The following is an 18,559-nucleotide window of genomic DNA, read 5'->3' on the forward strand; positions in this document are numbered from 1 at the left end:
GCCTATTGGGCTTCCGTGTCTTTCCGCGAAGTGCTAGCGTTCAAGCCGAACCCACTCATCTGGGGGAACATTTCACATGAGTGGGTGCGCTTACATTGCTGTTTCCGACGGACCTCACCTCGTTCCTCGACCTCATACGCCAGCACGGCGATGTGGCCTACAGCCTCATGTTTGCCTATGCGGCCTCGCATAGCCTGCTGCTTGCGCTATTCGCGGGCTACGCGGCGCACTCGGGTGCGCTGGGTCTTGGAACGCTCATCGTGGTCTGCTGGTTCGGCAGTTTCGCCGGCGACGTCATTCGCTTCTGGATCGGGCGGCGTTATGGTTCCCGCTTGCTCGATCGTTTCCCGCGGTTTGAGCGCCCCGTCCAGACCGCAGTCCGGCTGACAGAGCGTCACTATGTCTGGATGATCCTGTTTCATCGCTTCCCGCACGGCGTCCGCGGGATCGCGGGGTTTGCCTACGGAATATCGCGGCTGCCCTGGTCGACTTTCCTTGCGCTCAACTTCGTCGCGGCGGGCCTTTGGTCCGGCGCCGTTGTCTCGGCCGGCTATGCCTTCGGTCAGTTCTCGGAGAAGTCGATCAACAATGCCTCTTCGGGCCTGGGTATCGTGATGTTGGTCGCATTCCTCGGCCTGTCCTGGTTGCTCAGCAGGAAGCTCGATCAGATCGTGGAGCGGTACTGACGCAAGACGCTAGCGCTGAATGGCAACGCGTAGGATGGGTAGAGCGAAGCGAAACCCATCGCCACGAACACCGGTGTTGATGGGTTTCGCTTCGCTCTACCCATCCTACGAGAAGCCGCCGACCCGTTGGCTGGCAATGACGATGTCAGACATGCGCCATCGCCTTCCGCTCCATCGCATAACGCACCAGCGCGGCGAACCGGTAGATGCCGTGCACGAACTTGCCGTAGGGCATGGTGACGAACAGCGAGAACACCACGCCGAGATGCAGTGCCAGCAGCGGACCCATCGCCGCCGTCTCGCGCAGCAGCAGCAGCGCCATGCCGGTCAGGCTGGTGAGAAACAACATCACGATGAACGCGACATCCATGCCGTAGCGCGCTTCATCGACCAGCACGGGATCGCGCTTCCATCGCTCAGCGAGCAAACCGATCGGCCCGATCAGCAGCCCGATGCCGCCGAGCGTGCCGAGCACGACAGGAATATCCCACCACGGGTAGGGCGCCTGCCGCGCCAGGAGATAGTGATAGAGCGTCGCGACGCAGGTCGAGGCGAAGCACAATGCAAAACCGTAGAAGGTCAGGTGATGATAGAGCCTGCGGCGGTCGGTCGGGCGGTCGTCCTCGTTGAAGCAGCCGACCCCGCCGCCGTCGAGATAGCGCAACTCGCCGGCATCGCGGATCGCTTGCAGCAGCGCGGCCATATCGGTCTTCATGCCAACGGGCTCACCGATGTCGCGCCAGAACGCCCGCACCCCCATCACCAGCGCCACGATCGCGTAGAGAAATGCCGCGCCGAACAGCGCCGCCATCGCATTATGCGGCATCAATTTGTAGAACGCGCCCGGGCCGGTATGGACGCCGAACAGCACTTGCCGGTCATGCAAAGCGGCAAAACCGAAAATGAACGCGGCGACGCTGAGCGCGGCAACAAGGCTGATGACGAGCCCGTTGCGCGCGAAGGCGCCGGAGAAGGCGCGCGGCCACGCATAGGCCGCATAGGATTCGGCCCTCGCCACCGCCAGCGTTCTCGGCACATTGACGTTGAATTCATGCGGCGGCGAGAACTGGCAGTCGGTGTAGCAGGCGCCGCAGGAATGGCAGAGGTTGGCGAGATAGTTGAGGTCGCCGTCGGAAAACGCGCGGCGCATTTCCATCGCCGGAAACACCGCGCAGAGGCCCTCGCAATAGCGGCAGGAATTGCAGACCGTCATCAGGCGGTCGGCCTCTTCCAGAATTCGCGTTCCGTGCATCCGTTGCTTCCTGCCCTCCGGCGAACCCGGTTACTTCGTCAGGCCCTTGCCCTCGAGCCACTTCTGGATCAGGGCCGCGACCTCGGCGTTGTTCTTGTCCATCATCACCATGTGCGAATTGCCCTTGATGCCGGCCTGCGGGAGGTCGACGACATCGACGCTGCCGCCAGCGGCCTTGATGGCGTCCGCAAAGGCGATGCCGTTGGCGCGGATTTTCGGCCAGCGCGAATCCTTCTCGATATAGTCGCCGTAGACGATCAGCGTCGGAATGTTTTTCAGGACATCGACCTTGGCCGGATCGCCGACCCCGGCGGGCTCGATCGCAATCAGCGCCTTGACCTTGTCCGGCCGCGCCTGCGCCACCTTGAAGCCGAAACTGCCGGCCTGGCTGTGGAACAGGATGATGGACGGACCGACACGGTCGATCTCGGCGATATAGGCGGCGATGATCGCATCATCGGTGGTGGTCCAGCGCGGCACGTTCTGCTTGACGAAGTTCTCGTAGCCTTCGTTCGGAAACTGGCTGCCGGGCATCAGCTTCCGTTTGGCCGGATCCGGATTATAGGAGCCAACGCCGTCGCCGATCCGAAAGCGCTCGAACGGATTGGCTGTCGTTAGGAATACCGGCTCGCTCTTGAAGATATCTGGATATTGCGCCCAGCCGGCGCGGCCGCGCTCGACCGCATCCGAATTGTAGACGGCCCAGCCTTTGCGCAGGAAGTAGTTCAGCCACCCTTCGCGTCCGTCCGGCGTCGTTTCGTACGTGACGCCGGTGAGGCCGCCGCCATGCCACATCAGAAGCGGATAGGCGCCCTTCTCGTTGGCCGGCAGAAAGTACTGCACATACATCTGCTCGACCTGATAGGTGCCGTTGGGATCGACCTTTGCGGGTACGCCGCCCGGCGTGAAGGTGACTTCCTTGACCGGCTTGCCGCTGATCTCAACCAGCCGCCCGCCGACATGGAACGAGCCCATGTCGCGCAGCGCGATCGGCTCCGCCGCATTGGCCAGTGTCGCAGACATCAGAACTGCAACAGCAGGAACAATCGTTACGCGCATCGTCAATCCTCCCTCTGGTTTCCCCCTCTCCCCGCCCTTTGCGGGGAGAGGGTCGGGGTGAGGGGCTCTCTCCACGCGCCGTGCTCGCGGAGAGAGCCCCTCACCCGGATTGCTTTGCAATCCGACCTCTCCCCGCGAAGAGCGGGGCGAGGTAACTCGTTAGTTCCTCGCATTCTTCGCCGCTTCCCGTCCCGCCACCCGTCCGAACACGCTGCCGATGGTCATGCCGATGCCGGCGGCATAACCCTTGCCGAGCACGTTGCCGGCCATGATCTCGCCGGCCGCGAACATGTTGGCGGAAGGCTTGCCGTCCTTCATCACCATGCGCGCCTGCCTGTTCACGCGGGTGCCGAGATAGGTGAATGTGATGCCGGGCCGGACCGGATAGGCAAGGTATGGTGGCGTCTCGATTTTGCGCGCCCAGTGCGTCTTGGGCGGCGTCAATCCCTCAGTGCGGCAATCGTCGAGGATGGTGTGATCGAAGGTGCCGGGCCGGACTGCGGCGTTGAAATCGGCGACGGTTTTTTCCAGCGCTGTCGGCTCGAGTCCGAGCTTGCCCGCGAGTTCGGCAAGTGTCGCGCCCGCGATCGGCGGAAATAGCGTCGGCATGAAGCTGGTCACCACTGTGGAATCGAAAATGATGTAGGCGATCTGGTCCGGCTGCACCGCCACCAGCCGGCCCCAGATCGCGTAGCGCTTCGGCCAGATGTCCTCGCCCTCGTCATAGAAGCGCTGGGCATGCTTGTTGACGACGATGCCGAACACCACCGAGTCGTGCCGCGTGATGATGCCGCCGTCGAATTTCGGCGCGCGGGCGTCGATTGCGACCGCATGGCACTGGGTGGGATCACCGATCTCCTGCACGCCCTTGTCCAGCAGCATTTTCAGGATCGAGCCGCGGTTATAGGGCGTGCCGCGGATCAGGAAATTGTCGGCGGCATCGCCCCAATATTCCTTCAGCCATTCGATGTTGGCTTCAAAACCGCCGGCGGCCGCGACCAGTGCGGACGCGCGGATCTCACTCGCGCCATCGATCGGCTGCTTCAGCGTCGCGGAAAGAAACATGCCGTCCTCGATCTGGAGGTCGGTGACCTCAGCGTCGTAGGCGATCTCAACGCCGAGCTTTTCCGCCGTGAGATAGAGTGCGTTCAGCATCGCGCGCCCGCCGCCGAGGAAGAACGAATTAGTGCGGCCAAGACTCAGCGTGCCGCCGAGCGAAGGCTGCCAGCGCACGCCCTGCTCGACGATCCAGTTCAGGATGTCCTTGGACTCGGCGATCATGAACTTTGCCAGTTCCTCGTCGGTCTGCCCGCCGGTCAGGCGCAACAGATCGTCCCAGAATTCGTCTTCCGTGTAGGGACCGGTGAGAATGTCAGTAGCGGCATCGTGCGCGCAACGCATGTTGCGGGTATGACGGGTATTGCCGCCGCGATAGAATTTCGGCGCGCCTTCCAGGACCAGCACAGAGGCGCCGGCGCGGCGGGCGCTGATGGCGGCGCAGAGGGCGGCATTGCCGCCGCCGATCACCAGCACATCGAACTTCTTCTTCAAATCGGCCATGCGCTCTTGTTGTCGTTGTTGGCCTGGAAATCACACCGGCGCCCCGGCAGGCAAATCCATCCGCCCCGGCGTTTTTCTAGCCTGACAGAGCGACCGCGTCACGCGCGGCGTGCGCTCGCATCGGTGATCTGCGCAGCCGCATGCGACGATGTCGCATGCAGCGCGCGAATATCCGCGCGGTCAGAGATGGTTCTGCACCGAGGCAAGCAGCCATTGCCGAAAGGCCGACAGTTTTGGCGGATCGGTTCGCCCCGAGGGCGAGACCAGATAGAAGCCGGCATCGACCGGCAGCGAGATCTTGAAGGGAACTACCAGCCGACTCTTGGCGATGTCCTCCTGCACATAGGCGGTGCGTCCCATGGCGACGCCGACGCCGTCGATCGCGGCCTGCACGGTCATGAAGATCATGTCGAAGGTGACGCCCGGCTGTTTGGAAAAATCGGCCGGCAGTCCGGCCGCGGTCAGCCACAGCCGCCAGTCGTCGCTGTTGGCGTTGCTGGTATGCAGCAGCACGTGATCCCTGAGATCCTCGGGGCATTTCAGCGGCTTGTTACCCTTGAGCAGCGCGGGGCTGCACACCGGAAAGAGCTCGTCCGCCATCAGCCAGTCGGCGCGAACGCCCGGCCACTGGCCGCGGCCGTAGCGGATCGCGGCATCGACCTTGTCGCGCTGGAAGTCGACAAGGCTGGTCGAGGTGGTAATGCGCACGTCGATGCCGGGATGGGCTTCCTGAAACGAGGCGAGCCGCGGCAGCAGCCATTTGGCCGCTAGCGACGCCAGCGTCGAGACCGTCAGCACGTTGTCGTCGTCCTTGCGCAGCAGGCGGTCGGTCGCAAGGCGGAGATCGTTGAAGGCGGCGCGGATTCCCGGCAGGTAGTCCTGCGCTTCCGCAGTCAGCGCCAGCGATCGGTTCTGGCGGATGAACAGGCGAACGCCGAGCTCTTCCTCCAGCCGCTTGATCTGGTGGCTGATCGCGGTCTGTGTGACGTTCAGCTCCGACGCCGCCTGCGTGAAGCTCAAATGCCGGGCGGCGGCCTCAAACGCGCGCAATCCATTCAGCGACGGCAGCCTGGCGGTCATTCCGCGATCCCCAAATACATGAGTTTATATCATCCGAAACGGTACAAAGTGTCGTTTGTGGAAAGCCCGCGTAGGGCGGATATTCGCGGCAACAGATTAGCTACAGGAGCCGAAAATGTCCACTTACACCCATGAATCGATGATAAATCATCATGAACCGGGGCTTTTGACCCAGTTGGCCGAGACCCTTCATGTCTGGCGGCAGCGCTACCGGTCGCGACGCGAGCTGGCGAGCTGGTCCGAGCGGGAGCTGCACGACATTGGCATCTCCTGGAGCGATGTCGCCTACGAAGTCGACAAACCGTTCTGGCGGGCTTGAATAGCAGCCGGGCTGGCGCCGCCCGATCACGGGGACGCCAGCAGATTTTTTGCTCCGCGGGAGCGAGCGATGACCATGATGCGGCTCGACGATCTCAGGCAACATTCCGACGTGCTGCGCGCGCGTAACGGCGAGATGCTGGCCGTACGCTTTGTCGAGCCGCGTGATGCGGATGCGCTGCAGAACTATTTCCGCTCGCTGTCGACGCGCTCCCGCTACAGCCGTTTCCTCGGCGCCGCCAGTGAGCTGCCGCCATCTGAGCTCGAGCGCTTCATCCATGTCGGCGAGGCCGATCGATTCAGCGTGGTCGCGACTATGCGGATTGACGGCCGCGAGACCATCGTCGGCGAGGCGCGCTATGCCTTTGACAGCGACACCGCCAGCATCGAGTTCGGCCTCTCGATCGACGACCGCTGGCAGGGCCAGGGCATCGGCAAGGCGCTCTTGAATAATCTCGAATGCCGTGCTGCTTCATTCGGCGCCGTGCGCCTGTTCGGCGACACGCTGCGCTCGAATGACGCAATGATCGCGCTCGCCCGCAAGTCGGGCTACGCCTTCACCAATACGCCCGGCGACTGGAAGCTGACGCGCTTCCAGAAAGAAATCCAAGAACAGCCCCACGTCGAACCGCAAGATATCCCCTGCGCCAGTTGGCGGCTTGCCGCCGTCTCTCCCAGCGCAATGTCCTCGCTTGCGGTCTGACGACTGAGCCCGGTTCTGGCCACACCAGAACCGGGCTATTTTCTCAATGGCCTGAAAATACCGGCTTGCGCTTGTCGATGAAGGCCTGCACGGCCTCCTGGTGATCCGCCGTCGTGGTCAGGCGGACCAGACGCTCGGCCTCGTGATCGCGGGCGGTGGCGAAGTCGAATTGCAGCGCCTCGTCGAGATTGTCCTTCATGTAGCGGAGCGCCAGCGTCGGCCCCTCCGCCATGGACTTGGCGAGCGCAAAGGCCTCGGCTTGCAGCTTCTCATCAGGTACCACGCGGTTGACGAGGCCGATCGCCTCGCACCTGGCCGCATCGACCTTCTCGGCGGTGAACATCAGTTCGCGCGCCCGTGAGGTCCCGACCAGCCGCGTCAGCAGCCAGGCGATGCCGTAGTCGCCGGAGAGCGCCACGCGCAGATAGCCGGTAGAGATGAACGCCGATTGCGCCGCGATTCTGATATCGCAGGCCATCGCGAGCGCGAGGCCTGCACCGACCGCGGGGCCAGGCAGCGCTGCAATGGTCGGCTTCCGCACCGAGGCCAGCGCGCCGGTCAGCAGCCGCTGCCGCTCCTGCAGATCGGCGACCTTCTCCTCATAGGACATTTCGAGCTTTTTCTTGTCGCGGTGCGCGCCCATGCCCTTGACGTCGCCCCCGGCGCAGAATGCGGCGCCTGCGCCGGTGAGCAGCAGCACGCCGACATCGGGGTTCTCGCCGCAGGCCTTGATCATCGCGCGCAGCGCCGGCGTCAGCGTGTCCGACATCGCGTTGCGCACCTCGGGGCGGTTCAACGTGATGATGGCGACGCGGTCGCGGATCACACAAAGCAGTTCGCCGGTGCCGGTGTCGATTTTGGTTTCGGTGGTCATGGTTCGCCCTGTAATTGATTTCTGTCATTCCGGGATGGTGCGCTAGCACCAGACCCGGAATCTCGAGATTCTCAGGTGCGCAATTGCGCACCATAGTTCGCTTCGCGCCCCGGAATGACGGGCTTAGCTCTAAAACTTCTCCACCCAAGGACGCAGTTCGAGTTCCCAGCTCCAGGCGCTGCGCGGCTGCTGCAGCACGTTCCAGTAGCTCAATGCGATCGCATCGGGATCGAGCATCGAATCCGGTCTGTCGGCGGGTTCGGTGCGCGCGGCGCTGCGGATGCCGCCATCGATGACGAAATGCGCGACATGGATGCCTTGCGGCGACAATTCGCGCGCCATGCTCTGGGCAAGTCCGCGCAACGCGAACTTGCCCATCGCGAACGGTGCCGATTGCGGATAGCCCTTGACGCTGGCGGAAGCGCCGGTGAACAGGATCGCGCCGTGCCTGCTCGGCAGCATGCGCTGCGCCGCCTGCTGCGCCACCAGAAAGCCGCCGAAGGCCGAAACGGCAATTGCCTGCGCAACATCCGCCGGCACGAGGTCGGTAAAGGCGCCGCGCGCCCGTCCGCTGGCGTTGTAGACGACGAGGTCGGGCGTGCCGATCTCGCGCTCCACCATGCCGAAGAGACGCTCGACCTCCTCGGCATCGGTGGCGTTGCAGGCAAAGGCGCGGGCGCCGGTTTCGGTGCAAAGCGCGCCAAGCTTCTCGATCTTGCGCGCGGCGAGCGCAACCTTGATGCCTTCGCGCGCGAACAGGCGCGCCAGCGATGCGCTCAATCCCTCGCCGACGCCGACGATCAGGGCAATCTTGTATTTCGGAATTTCCATGAGCGCTCTCCAGGGAAGGCCGGGATTTGGTATCTAGGCACACAATTCCGCCAGGCAACCTGCCGGGGCGGGTAGGGCTATCGCATATGATGGCCCGAACTCACGATCGCTCAAGTCTCCGCATCGTCATGGCCGGGCTTGTCCCGGCCATCCACGTCTTTTCGCGCTGAGGCCAAGACGTGGATACCCGGGACAGGCCCGGGCATGACGAGTTTGTGGACACGCCGAACCACTACAATGACCGCATATGCGATAGCCCTGCCGGGGCGGGGATAGGCTTGAGATCGCGCCTATTGGCCGCGTTTCGCAAATCCGTTGGAGCGGAATGTCCTTGTAGCGGAAATATCTCGGCGCCGATGATGCGGTATCCGTCCGCCATGGGGCGGTCCTCCAATTATGCTTGTTGACGGCTCAAGCGCCTGCGTTATCGGTAGATGATCAAGGTCGGGCGGAACGAACAAGGGCTAAATATGCATCCAACCATGCATGATCGCGGGGCGGCTTCGGCAAACCAGCCGGGCTTGCTCGCGCCTGATACGACGGGAATGAATTTCTACCGGGCCGATCCGGCGCTGACGGATCTGCTGCGGCTGCATCTCCCCGATGCGCTGTTTCGCCATATCGAGCCGCATCTCGATCGCCTCGGCGAACTGGCCGGCGGTTATCTCGACGAATGCGCGCGGCTCGCCGATCGTCATACGCCGATCTTGCATCAGCGCGACAAGTTCGGGCGCGACACCCAATACATCGAATACCATCCGGCTTACCGCGAGCTGGAGAAGGCCGCGTTCGGCGAGTTCGGCATTCACGCGATGTCGATCCGCAAGGGTATCATGGGCTGGCCGGACAAATACCCCGTCGTGGCCAAGCACGCCTTCACGTTCCTGTTCAATCAGACCGAGTTCGGCATGGGTTGTCCGATCAACGTCACCGACGGTTGCGCGAAGCTGCTCAACAATTTCGGCAGTGAAGCGCTAAAGGCGAAATATCTCGACGGTCTGACGCAGACCGACATGAGCAAGCTGACCCAGGGCGGCCAGTTCATGACCGAGAAGGAGGGTGGCTCAGATGTCGGCACGCTGACGACGACGGCCGTGCAGGAAGGTGATCACTGGCGGCTCTATGGCGAGAAGTGGTTCTGCTCCAACGCCGACGCCAAGGTGGTGATGCTGCTGGCGCGGCCGGAAGGGGCGGGCCCAGGCACGCGCGGCGTAGGCCTGTTCCTGATGCCGCGGCATCTCGACGACGGGTCGCAGAATCACTACCGGATCGTCCGCCTGAAGGACAAGCTCGGCACCCGCTCGATGGCCTCGGGCGAAATCAAGTTCGAGGGCGCGATCGCCTATGCCGTCGGCAAGCTCGATCGCGGCTTCGTGCAGATGGCGGAGATGGTCAATTCGTCCCGGCTTTCCAACGGCGTCAAGTCCACGGCGCTGATGCGGCGTGCGCACCACGATGCGATGACGGTGGCAAAAAACCGCGTGGTGTTCGGCCAGAGGATCATCGATCTGCCGCTGGCACGGCGGCAATTGATGAAGATCATGTTGCCGACCGAGCAGGCGCTGTCGATGAGCTTCTTCACTGCAGATGCGCTCGATCGCGCAGAGGCCGGCAGCCAGGATGCGGCGGCGTTGTTGCGGATCCTGACCCCGACCCTGAAATTCCGCGCCACCCGCGACGCCCGAAAAGTCTGCGGCGACGCGTTGGAGATGCGCGGCGGCATCGGCTACATCGAGGAATTCGCGACCGCGAGGCTGCTGCGCGACGCGCATCTCGGCTCGATCTGGGAAGGCACCGGCAATATCGTCGCGATCGATGCGCTCACGCGCGCCGTCGGCCGCCATGGCGCCGATGCGGCGCTCGCCGCCGATCTGCACGCCCGTCTCGACGACAGCGCCAACGTACCGCAGGCTTGGCGCAACCGCCTGCGCGAATTGACCGGTCGCGCTGTCGGCTTTGCGCGCGAAGTGGCCAGCCGGAGCGACAATGAGGGCGATGCGCGGCGTGCCACCAGCCTGCTCTATCATGTCGCCAGCGCGGTAGCGCTCACTTGGGAAGGCGGGCGTATTCACGAGATGCGTGGCGACGCCAGGCGGCTGTTGCTGTCGCGCATGGTGATCGACCATCGCATCTCGGCGGGCGACCCGTTCCGGCTTGCGGAAAATGTTACCCAGCGCGCCATCACGGGCCATCTGCTCGGCGATCGCAGCGTCGGCATGGCCGAGGTTGGCGAATTGCTCCTCGCAGCGTAGGCTGCCGCTAGTTCAAGTCAAAAGAACAGAAATAAAAGGGGAAACCGATGAAGGCCGCTGTTCTGCATGAAGTCAACACGCCGCTGGTGATCGAGGATGTCAGCGTGCCGAACCCCGGCCCGCGCGAAGTTCTGATCCGCACCCGCGTCGCCGGCCTCTGTCACTCCGACCTGCACTTCATGGAGGGGCTCTACCCGCATCCGCTGCCCGCGGTGCTTGGGCATGAATCCGCCGGTGTCGTCGAAAAGGTCGGCTCCGACGTCACCTATGTAAAGCCCGGCGATCACGTCGTGACCTGCCTGTCGGTATTCTGCGGCACCTGCGACAATTGCACCACCGGCCGCACGGTGCTCTGCACCGACACCACCGTGAAGATGCTGCCCGGCCAGTCCAACCGCCTGTCCTGGGCGCGCTCGGAGAAACTCAACCAGTTCCTCAATCTGTCGTCGTTCGCCGAGCAGATGCTGGTGCACGAAAACGCCATCGTCAAAATCCGCAAAGACATGCCGCTGGAGCTCGCAGCGCTGATCGGGTGCGGCGTCATCACGGGCTATGGCGCTGTCGTCAACACGGCCAAGGTTCAGGCCGGCGAAACCGTTGCGGTGATCGGCTGCGGCGGCGTCGGCATGGCCGCCATCAACGGCGCGGCGATCGCGGGTGCCGGCCGCATCATCGCGATCGACACCAACCCGGCCAAGCTGCAGCTTGCGACCAAGCTGGGCGCGACCGACATCGTCGATCCCGCGAGAGGTGACGTGGTGCAGCAGGTGCGTGAACTCACCGGCGGCGGCGTGCATCACTCCTTCGAGGTGCTCGGTCGCAAGGAAACCGCGGAGCAGTCCTTTGCGATGCTGGCAGCGGGCGGCACCGCGACCATCGTCGGCATGATTCCGTTCGGCCAGAAGATCGAGCTGCACGGTTTCGACTTCCTGCGTGAGCGCCGCATCCAGGGCTCGTCGATGGGCTCCAACCATTTTCGCGTCGACATGCCCCGCCTGGTCGAATTCTACATGCGCGGCAAGCTGCATCTGGAGGACTGGATCTCGGCCAAGCTGAAGCTCTCCGAGATCAACGAGGGCTTTGCCAGCATGAAAGCCGGCAAAACGCTGCGCAGCGTAATCATGTTTGATAGCTAGTAGCTGTCATTCCGGGGCAGCCCGCAGGGCTGAACCCGGAATCTCGTGCCACCACTTCTGGATTCCGGGTTCGCGCTGGCGCGCGCCCCGGAATGACGGCGTTATCACCGCGACACATGCGCGGACACCGCGAGCCACTTGCCGCCCTGTCTCGCCCAGCAATCGGTGTAGCGGCCGTGGGCCTGCTGGCCATCGGCGGTCGTATAGCTGGTGGCGGCGTGGATGATGGCGAAATCGCCGAGGATGCGGATTTTCACGTCGTGCGCGGTGAGGTTCCTGATCGTCACTGGGATCGCGGTCTGCTTCAGGAACGCGGCGCGGTCGACCAGCGACTTGTCGGGATTTGAGCAATAGAAGTCGGCGGCAAGGATTTCGTCGAAGCGTTTGACGTCGGAGTTCTGGACCGAGGCGACATAGTCGCGGTTGAGCTCTGTCAGTTCGGCGAGGTCGTTGTTCATGATTTCCTCCGGTCCTTATTCGTCAATGTAGAGCGGTCATCACGCTGTTCTCGCCGAGCGTTTGATCACGAAGCGGACGAGCGAACCAAGCACATAACCCGCAAGCGAGAAGGCGAGTGGCGGCAAGAGCGCCCTGAGATCAAAGATGGTTTGAGACAGGAATTGTTCAAGCGTCGGTGGCGCCAGCAGAAGATCCAAGTTCAGGAAGACAAGCGGCGATATCACGAGCAGCGCCAAACGGAGCCGGTGTTTGGCAAAGGTGCATAATGCTGCAACGATAACGGCCGTGGCGCTGAACAGGCCATAGGCAATCTCAAAGCCGAGAGCGTGGCGGATGTTGAAAGCAGTGGCCAGCAACAGACCCCAAACAAGGCCGACGATCAGAAGCGCGGCGTCGTCGATGCTCCGGAAAAGCGGCAGATACCCCAGTGCCAGGAATGCCAGAACCGACAGGGCGGGCCAGGCCGCGACAAATGTGCCATGCATCAGCCCCCACAAGTGGAATGTTGGCCAGCCGAGCGCGGCATAGGCATAGCCAAGCGGCCACATCAGCAGGAAGCCGGCAACGACGGCGATGACGCTTTGAATGAAAGTCCGCATGGCGCTTTCAACGGTGCCGCTTCACCCTCGTGGCGAGGAGGTGCGCTTGCGCGCAACCTCCTGCCACGGAGCGTCTTCAATCATCAAACATCGGCGGCGGTTTGAAGCCGCCGAATTCACGCTCGATCAATTCCGCCAGCTTCAGCGGCGTGCGGTCCTCCAGCCACGGGCCGACGATCTGCACGCCGACCGGCAGTCCGTCTGGCGAAAAGCCGGTCGGGATCGCGGTCGAGGGCAGGCCGGGAAGCGTGGCGATGCCGGGCCAGGAGAGCTGGTCTGGATAGACATAGTCCTTGTCGTCGATCTTGATGCGGCGCTTCTCCTGGTCGTCGGAATGATCGTGCGGATAGGCCGGCGTCGGCATGATCGGGCAGATCACCGCGTCGTAAGTCTTGAACAGTTCGCGCCACTGCGCGCGCAGGCGAGAGCGCCCGCCGTCGGCCATCAGCCAGTCGCGGTGACTGAGCACGATCCCGCGCAGGCGCTCGGCGCCAAGGCTGGTGTCGTCGATGGATAGCGCCGCAGCGGCAGCCTGCGCGCCGGCGTAGGCTTCCGGCGGGAAGGACGCGGCGAGGAACGACATCAGCATCCGCATATAGAGCCGGGACGTCTCCGCAAAGTTCGGCAACAGCGGGCTGTTGCGCTCGACCTTGGCACCGGCCTTGCCGAGATTGCTGGCGAGCGTGTCGATCGTGCCGCGCACCGTCTTGTCGGTCGGCATGACCGGATCAGTCTCGACCACCAGCACGCGAAAATCCTTCAACGCTGTGTGGCGCGGCGGCGGCAGTGCGAGCTTGTAGCCCTTGCCGGCCTCCAGCGGATCGGGCCCTGCGATCGTATCGAGCAGCAGGGAGAGATCGGCGGCGCTGCGCGCCATCGGACCGACCACGGCAAGGTCGCGGTCGAGCGGCAGCGGCTGGAACGGCGGCGGCGTGTGGCCGCGTCCGGGCACCAGCCCAAAGGTCGGTTTGTGCGCACAGACGCCGCAATGGAATGCCGGAACGCGCAGCGATCCGCCGATGTCGGAGCCGAGCGACAGCGGGCCATAACCCGCAGCGAGCGCCGCCGACGATCCGCCGGAGGAGCCGCCCGGCGTGCGGCCGAGATCGAATGGGTTATTGGTCGTGCCGTAGATCTCGTTGTAACTCTGCCAGTCGCCAAGCCCGAGCGGGACGTTGGTCTTGCCGAGAATGACGCCGCCGGCGTCCTTGACCCGGGTGATCGTCAGCGCGTCTTCGGTCGGGATGAAATCCTTCTGCGCCGGAATGCCCCAGGTCGTCGGCAGGCCTGCGATATTGTAGGATTCTTTTACCGTCACAGGGAGACCGAGCAGCGGCTTCCTCACGCCGCGCGCGAGTTCGGCGTCGGCGGCGCGGGCCGCCGCAAGGCCACGCTCGAAATCGCGAACGCAGATTGCATTGATCTTCGCATCGTGCCGCTCGATCCGGCCGATCGCGTCCTCTGCCAGTTCGACCGCTGAGACTTTCCTGTCAGCAAGCGCAGACGACAATTCGACGGCGGTCTTGAAACTCCATTGCGATTTGGCCAAGGCGTACTCCCGCTCTGTTTTTCGAATGCGGCGCGGATGATGCTCAGTTTGCGCGCATGCCGCAAGAGCAATAGCTGTACAGCGGCGAGCTGATCATAGTGTTACGCGATCAGCGCACGTCGCACCTTGTCGATCGATGAGTAAGGAGCGGACGATCGCGAAACAAACGCGATGTCGAAACCTAAGCCGCGCCGATGGCTATCCCGACCGCGAGCACGATGGCGCCACCGAGCACGATCTGGAACACCGCCTGCAGGAATGGCGTATCCATGTAGCGTGCGCGGATGAAGGCGATCGCCCACAATTCGAAGAACACGATGATGCAGGCGATCGCGGTGGCGATCCAGAACGCGTTCGGCCAGGAGTCGGGAACGAGATAGGGCAGGGTGTGGCCGATACCGCCCAGTGTGGTCATCAACCCGCAGGTCAAGCCGCGCAGCCAGGGCGAGCCGCGCCCGGTGAGCGAGCCATCGTCGGACAGAGCTTCGGCAAACCCCATGCTGATGCCGGCACCGATCGAGGCGGCTAGTCCCACCAAAAACGTCTGCCAGTTCTGATGCGTGGCGAAGGCCGCGGCGAACAGCGGCGCCAGCGTCGAGACCGAGCCATCCATCAAGCCGGCGAGTCCCGGCTGCACATATTGCAGCACGAACATGCGCCGCCGCGTCCGATCCTCTTCAGCGCGCACGTCGGGCTTCAAGATTTCGCCGGTGAGTTTGATCGCGAGTTTCTCGTGGCCCTTTTCCTCCTCGGCGAGGTCGCCGAGCAGGCGGCGCACGCCGACGTCCTCGGCCTGCTCTGCGGCCTTGATGTAAAATTGCTCGGCCTGGAGCTCCATCGTCTCGGCCTCCTTGCGGATGGTGTCGAGCGGCAGGTTTTTGGTCAGCCAGATCGGGCGTCGCCTCAGGAAGCCCTTGACGTCCTCGCGGCGGATCGGCGGCAGATGCGTCCCGAAACGCTTCTCATAAAGTTCGAGCAAACGGTGACGATGGCCGCGTTCTTCCTCGGCCATCTCCTCGAACACCTTGGCCGAATCCGGATAGCGTTCGGCGAGATCTTCCGCGAACGTCATGTAGATGCGGCTGTCTTCCTCCTCGGAAGAGATCGCAACGGCCAGCACTTCGCGCTCAGTGAGATCGGCGAAATTCTTCACGGAACGGGCCTTTTTTATAATTTAGAATTATTCTAATGTTGGCTGTCGCCGCGGTCAATTGCCGGGCGTGGCCGGGTTCACCTCGTCTAAGCGCTTGCCTTCGCCCCTCGCAGGAATTGCACCAGCAACCAGCTCACCTCGTTAGCCTGCTCCTGCTGCACCCAGTGGCCTGCGCCATCGACGAGATTGCAGCCGATCATGTTGGTGCAGGCCTTCTGCATGGCCTCGTACACGCCGGGGCGCTGATAGGTGCCCCAGTCCTGCTTGCCGGAGATGAAGGCAGAGCGCACGTCGATGGTACGGCCCGACCATATCTGCAATTCCGGCAGGAACGCGCCCGAGGTGCCGCAGCGATACCATTGCAGGCCGCCCTGGAATCCGTTGCGTTCATACTCGGCGCTGTAAAAGGAAAGCTCGCTGTCCGGCAGCCATTTGTTGGCGGCGATTTCGGCGGCCGACGGCATTTCTTCCGCCACGGTGGCGGCCATGTCCTTGGCAAGGTCCATCACATAATAGGTCGGGAGTTTCGCAATTTCGTCCGCCGTCCAGGATTTGAGCGGGTAGGGCTTGTTGGCTTTCCAGTCCGCGCTCTTGTGGTGGTAATAGGCACGGAGAAAATCATGCACGCCCTGCGGCGCGTGGTGCATGTCGCTATTCGCCTCGCGTGTCGAATAGTACCACTGATAATGTTTTCGCGGGCGCGGCAGCGCGGCAAGATCGCGATGAATGGGATCTTCTGCTGCTGATATGGCCGGTCCGTCCACGGTGTTGAAGGGCAGTGACGGCGGGCCGCCGAACGGCGCGCTCATCATGACGACGGAGCGAAACACGTCGGGCCGGATCAGCGCGCACCATGCGGCGACCGGCGAGCCGAAATCATGCCCGATGACGGCGTCGACGCTGCGATAGCCGAACGCCGACACCAGCCCCAGCGCATCGCGCACCAGATTGGGGAGCCGGAACGAGGCGAGATCGCCGTCGTAGTCCGGATCCCATCCGGTGGTGCGGCCATAGCCGCGCTGGTCCGGCGCGATCACGTGATAGCCGGCTTCTGCGAGAACCGGCATCACCTTGCGCCAGCTAAAGGCGAGTTCGGGAAAACCGTGCAGCAGCAGCACGCAAGGCCTGCCGCGTGTCTCGAAGCCGGCTTCCAGCACGTGCATGCGCAGGCCGTTGATGTTGTCGACGTAGCGCGAGCGGATGGAGGAGGGGAGCGGGATCTCGGGGAGGATGGTTGTCGTGTTCATCGGTTGCGCACTCCCTTGTCGTCCCGGACAAGCGAGCGTAGCGAGCGCGATCCGGGACCCATAACCACAAATGTTTGCCGCGATAAAAGGCTGTGGCCCCAGCTTTGTAAAGCGATCAACAGCGGTGGTTATGGGTCCCGGCGTTCGCCGGGACGACAATGGAGAGATTTACCCCTTCGCTGCCGCCTTCGGCCAATACCGATCGCGTAAATGCCGCTTCACCAGTTTCCCGGTCGGCGTGCGCGGCAGTTCAGCCTCGAAGTCGATGCTCTTCGGGCATTTGATCGGGGATAGATTTTTTCGGCAGAACGCGATCAGTTCGGCCTCGAGCGCCTTGCCGGCCTTCGACATGTCGTGCGGCTGCACGACGGCCTTGACCTCTTCGCCCATTTCCTCGTTCGGCACGCCGAACACGGCGACGTCGGAGACGGCGGGATGGGTGATCAGCACGTCCTCGGTTTCCTGCGGGTAGATGTTCACGCCGCCGGAGATGATCATGTAGCTCTTGCGGTCGGTGAGATAGAGAAAGCCTTCCGCGTCGAGATAGCCGACGTCGCCGAGCGTCGACCAGCCCTTGTCGTTGTAGGCCTTCTTCGTCTTCTCGGGGTCGTTGTGATAGGTGAAGGCCGGCGCATCGGCGAAATAGACCGTGCCGATCTCGCCCACCGGCCTTTCCTCGTCGTTCTCGTCGAGAATCTTGACCTTGCCGACCACCGCGCGGCCGACGGTACCGCGATGGGTCAGCCATTGCTGCGACGTCGAAACCGTGACGCCGTTGCCTTCGGAGCCGGCGTAATACTCGATCAGGATCGGTCCCCACCACTCGATCATTTTTGCCTTCACGTCGACCGGGCAGGGGGCCGCGGCGTGGATGGCGCCCTTCAGCGTCGAGACGTCGTAACGCTGGCGCACCTCGTCCGGCAGCTTCAGCATGCGCACGAACATGGTCGGCACGAGCTGCGACTGCGTGACCTTGTATTTTTCGACCAGTCTCAGAAATTCCTCAGCGTCGAAATGCTCCATGATGATGGAGGTGCCGCCGAGCGTGATCGCCATCATGTTGAAGCGCAAGGGAGCCGCATGATAGAGCGGCGCCGGCGACAGATAGATGCTGTCGGGCGACATGCCGCACATGTCGGCGCAGAGAATTTTCAGGAGCGGGTTCGGCACGTCGATCGCCTTGCCCTCGAACTCCTTCTTGATGCCCTTCGGCCGCCCGGTGGTGCCGGAGGAATAGAGCATGTCGTAGCCCGCCACTTCATCCGATATCGGCGTAGCCGGCTGCGCGGCGGCTTCCTTGTCATAGGAACGGAAGCCAGGCTCCGGCTCGTCCATCATGTAGAGCAGCGGTCCACTGGGCTGGCCGACGAGGCTCCTGACCTGTTCGGCGCATTTCGGCGTGGTGATGAAGACTTTTGCGCCGCAATCCCTGACGATGTAGGTGATCTCGTCCTGCGTCAGATAGCGGCTGATCGCGGTGTAATAGAGCCCTGCGCGCTGCGCCGCCCAGCAGATTTCCATGAAAGCGAGGCGGTTTTCCATCAAGAGCGCGATGTGGTCGCCGGCCTTCAGGCCAAGCGAGCGGAACAGTTGCGCGCCCTGGTTCGAGAGTTCGTCCAGTTCGCGATAGGTGATCGCCTTGCCGGTCCCCGCCATCTGATAGGCGATCTTGTTCGGTGTGTTGCGGGCGTGGATAGAGGGGTGGGTCATTCATAATCCCGAAAACAATGTGGTCGCCCCTGCGCACGTGTTTGGTCCCGGGAGATTGGCGAGAGCTTCGAGCGGAGCGAGGTAGCCGAGG

At 63.1% G+C, this 18,559-nt stretch carries 17 protein-coding genes; 5 read left to right on the forward strand and 12 right to left on the reverse strand.

Translation table 11 applies throughout. The annotated features are described in order from the left end of the window. The first annotated feature begins 80 nt into the window (after positions 1 to 80). Positions 81 to 686 carry a DedA family protein gene (locus tag CP49_RS04095; RefSeq protein WP_156438032.1) on the forward strand — a complete coding sequence of 202 codons (606 nt, stop codon included), beginning with the start codon at positions 81 to 83 and terminating at the stop codon, positions 684 to 686. Between the two features lie 145 nt (positions 687 to 831). On the opposite strand, the gene tcuB is transcribed toward CP49_RS04095, so the two are convergent. From tcuB to CP49_RS04115, 4 genes are all read right to left on the reverse strand, one after another. Beyond that, entirely contained in the window at positions 832 to 1,938 is a 1,107-nt protein-coding gene (gene tcuB / locus CP49_RS04100) for a tricarballylate utilization 4Fe-4S protein TcuB (protein WP_057849024.1), read from the reverse strand. A 30-nt stretch (positions 1,939 to 1,968) separates the two neighbouring features. After that, positions 1,969 to 2,997 (reverse strand): alpha/beta hydrolase, encoded by a 1,029-nt coding sequence (locus tag CP49_RS04105; protein ID WP_057849025.1) that lies wholly within the window; start codon positions 2,995 to 2,997, stop codon positions 1,969 to 1,971. A 159-nt stretch (positions 2,998 to 3,156) separates the two neighbouring features. Then, positions 3,157 to 4,548, reverse strand: a complete 1,392-nt coding sequence (tcuA, locus tag CP49_RS04110; protein ID WP_156438038.1) for an FAD-dependent tricarballylate dehydrogenase TcuA — start codon at positions 4,546 to 4,548, stop codon at positions 3,157 to 3,159. Between the two features lie 189 nt (positions 4,549 to 4,737). Further along, positions 4,738 to 5,637 carry a transcriptional regulator GcvA gene (locus CP49_RS04115; RefSeq protein WP_057849027.1) on the reverse strand — a complete coding sequence of 300 codons (900 nt, stop codon included), beginning with the start codon at positions 5,635 to 5,637 and terminating at the stop codon, positions 4,738 to 4,740. 115 nt (positions 5,638 to 5,752) lie between these two features. Between CP49_RS04115 and CP49_RS04120 the strand changes: the two genes are divergently transcribed. Both CP49_RS04120 and CP49_RS04125 read left to right on the forward strand, forming a co-directional pair. Continuing rightward, positions 5,753 to 5,956 (forward strand): DUF1127 domain-containing protein, encoded by a 204-nt coding sequence (locus CP49_RS04120; protein ID WP_057849028.1) that lies wholly within the window; start codon positions 5,753 to 5,755, stop codon positions 5,954 to 5,956. A 69-nt stretch (positions 5,957 to 6,025) separates the two neighbouring features. Next, complete coding sequence (locus CP49_RS04125; RefSeq protein WP_057849029.1) at positions 6,026 to 6,658, forward strand: GNAT family N-acetyltransferase; 633 nt, start codon at positions 6,026 to 6,028, stop codon at positions 6,656 to 6,658. A 43-nt stretch (positions 6,659 to 6,701) separates the two neighbouring features. Here the strand turns inward: CP49_RS04125 and CP49_RS04130 are convergent, their stop codons facing one another. After that, positions 6,702 to 7,532 carry an enoyl-CoA hydratase gene (locus tag CP49_RS04130; RefSeq protein WP_057849030.1) on the reverse strand — a complete coding sequence of 277 codons (831 nt, stop codon included), beginning with the start codon at positions 7,530 to 7,532 and terminating at the stop codon, positions 6,702 to 6,704. Between the two features lie 129 nt (positions 7,533 to 7,661). Continuing rightward, positions 7,662 to 8,363: an SDR family NAD(P)-dependent oxidoreductase gene (locus tag CP49_RS04135; RefSeq protein WP_057849031.1), complete on the reverse strand. Its 702-nt coding sequence runs from the start codon at positions 8,361 to 8,363 to the stop codon at positions 7,662 to 7,664. A gap of 482 nt (positions 8,364 to 8,845) precedes the next feature. Between CP49_RS04135 and CP49_RS04140 the strand changes: the two genes are divergently transcribed. Beyond that, positions 8,846 to 10,615 carry an acyl-CoA dehydrogenase family protein gene (locus tag CP49_RS04140; protein ID WP_245310489.1) on the forward strand — a complete coding sequence of 590 codons (1,770 nt, stop codon included), beginning with the start codon at positions 8,846 to 8,848 and terminating at the stop codon, positions 10,613 to 10,615. A gap of 47 nt (positions 10,616 to 10,662) precedes the next feature. Next, on the forward strand, positions 10,663 to 11,751 hold the full coding sequence (locus tag CP49_RS04145; protein ID WP_057849033.1) for a Zn-dependent alcohol dehydrogenase: 1,089 nt from the start codon (positions 10,663 to 10,665) through the stop codon (positions 11,749 to 11,751). Positions 11,752 to 11,855: 104 nt separating this feature from the next. On the opposite strand, the gene CP49_RS04150 is transcribed toward CP49_RS04145, so the two are convergent. From CP49_RS04150 to CP49_RS04175, 6 genes are all read right to left on the reverse strand, one after another. Continuing rightward, a complete protein-coding gene (locus CP49_RS04150) occupies positions 11,856 to 12,209 on the reverse strand; it encodes a nuclear transport factor 2 family protein (RefSeq protein ID WP_057849034.1) in 354 nt (117 codons plus the stop codon). A gap of 39 nt (positions 12,210 to 12,248) precedes the next feature. After that, the gene (locus tag CP49_RS04155) at positions 12,249 to 12,809 is read right to left on the reverse strand and encodes a hypothetical protein (protein ID WP_057849035.1); all 561 of its coding nucleotides are present in this window, start codon (positions 12,807 to 12,809) and stop codon (positions 12,249 to 12,251) included. A 76-nt stretch (positions 12,810 to 12,885) separates the two neighbouring features. Further along, the gene (locus tag CP49_RS04160) at positions 12,886 to 14,358 is read right to left on the reverse strand and encodes an amidase (protein ID WP_057849036.1); all 1,473 of its coding nucleotides are present in this window, start codon (positions 14,356 to 14,358) and stop codon (positions 12,886 to 12,888) included. Between the two features lie 181 nt (positions 14,359 to 14,539). Next, positions 14,540 to 15,511: an iron exporter MbfA gene (gene mbfA / locus CP49_RS04165; RefSeq protein WP_057849037.1), complete on the reverse strand. Its 972-nt coding sequence runs from the start codon at positions 15,509 to 15,511 to the stop codon at positions 14,540 to 14,542. Positions 15,512 to 15,597: 86 nt separating this feature from the next. Beyond that, on the reverse strand, positions 15,598 to 16,758 hold the full coding sequence (locus CP49_RS04170) for an alpha/beta fold hydrolase (RefSeq protein ID WP_057849038.1): 1,161 nt from the start codon (positions 16,756 to 16,758) through the stop codon (positions 15,598 to 15,600). Positions 16,759 to 16,926: 168 nt separating this feature from the next. Continuing rightward, entirely contained in the window at positions 16,927 to 18,468 is a 1,542-nt protein-coding gene (locus CP49_RS04175) for an acyl-CoA synthetase (RefSeq protein ID WP_057849039.1), read from the reverse strand. Between the last annotated feature and the right edge of the window lie 91 nt (positions 18,469 to 18,559).

Source organism: Bradyrhizobium valentinum (assembly GCF_001440405.1).
Taxonomy (GTDB): Bacteria; Pseudomonadota; Alphaproteobacteria; order Rhizobiales; family Xanthobacteraceae; genus Bradyrhizobium; species Bradyrhizobium valentinum.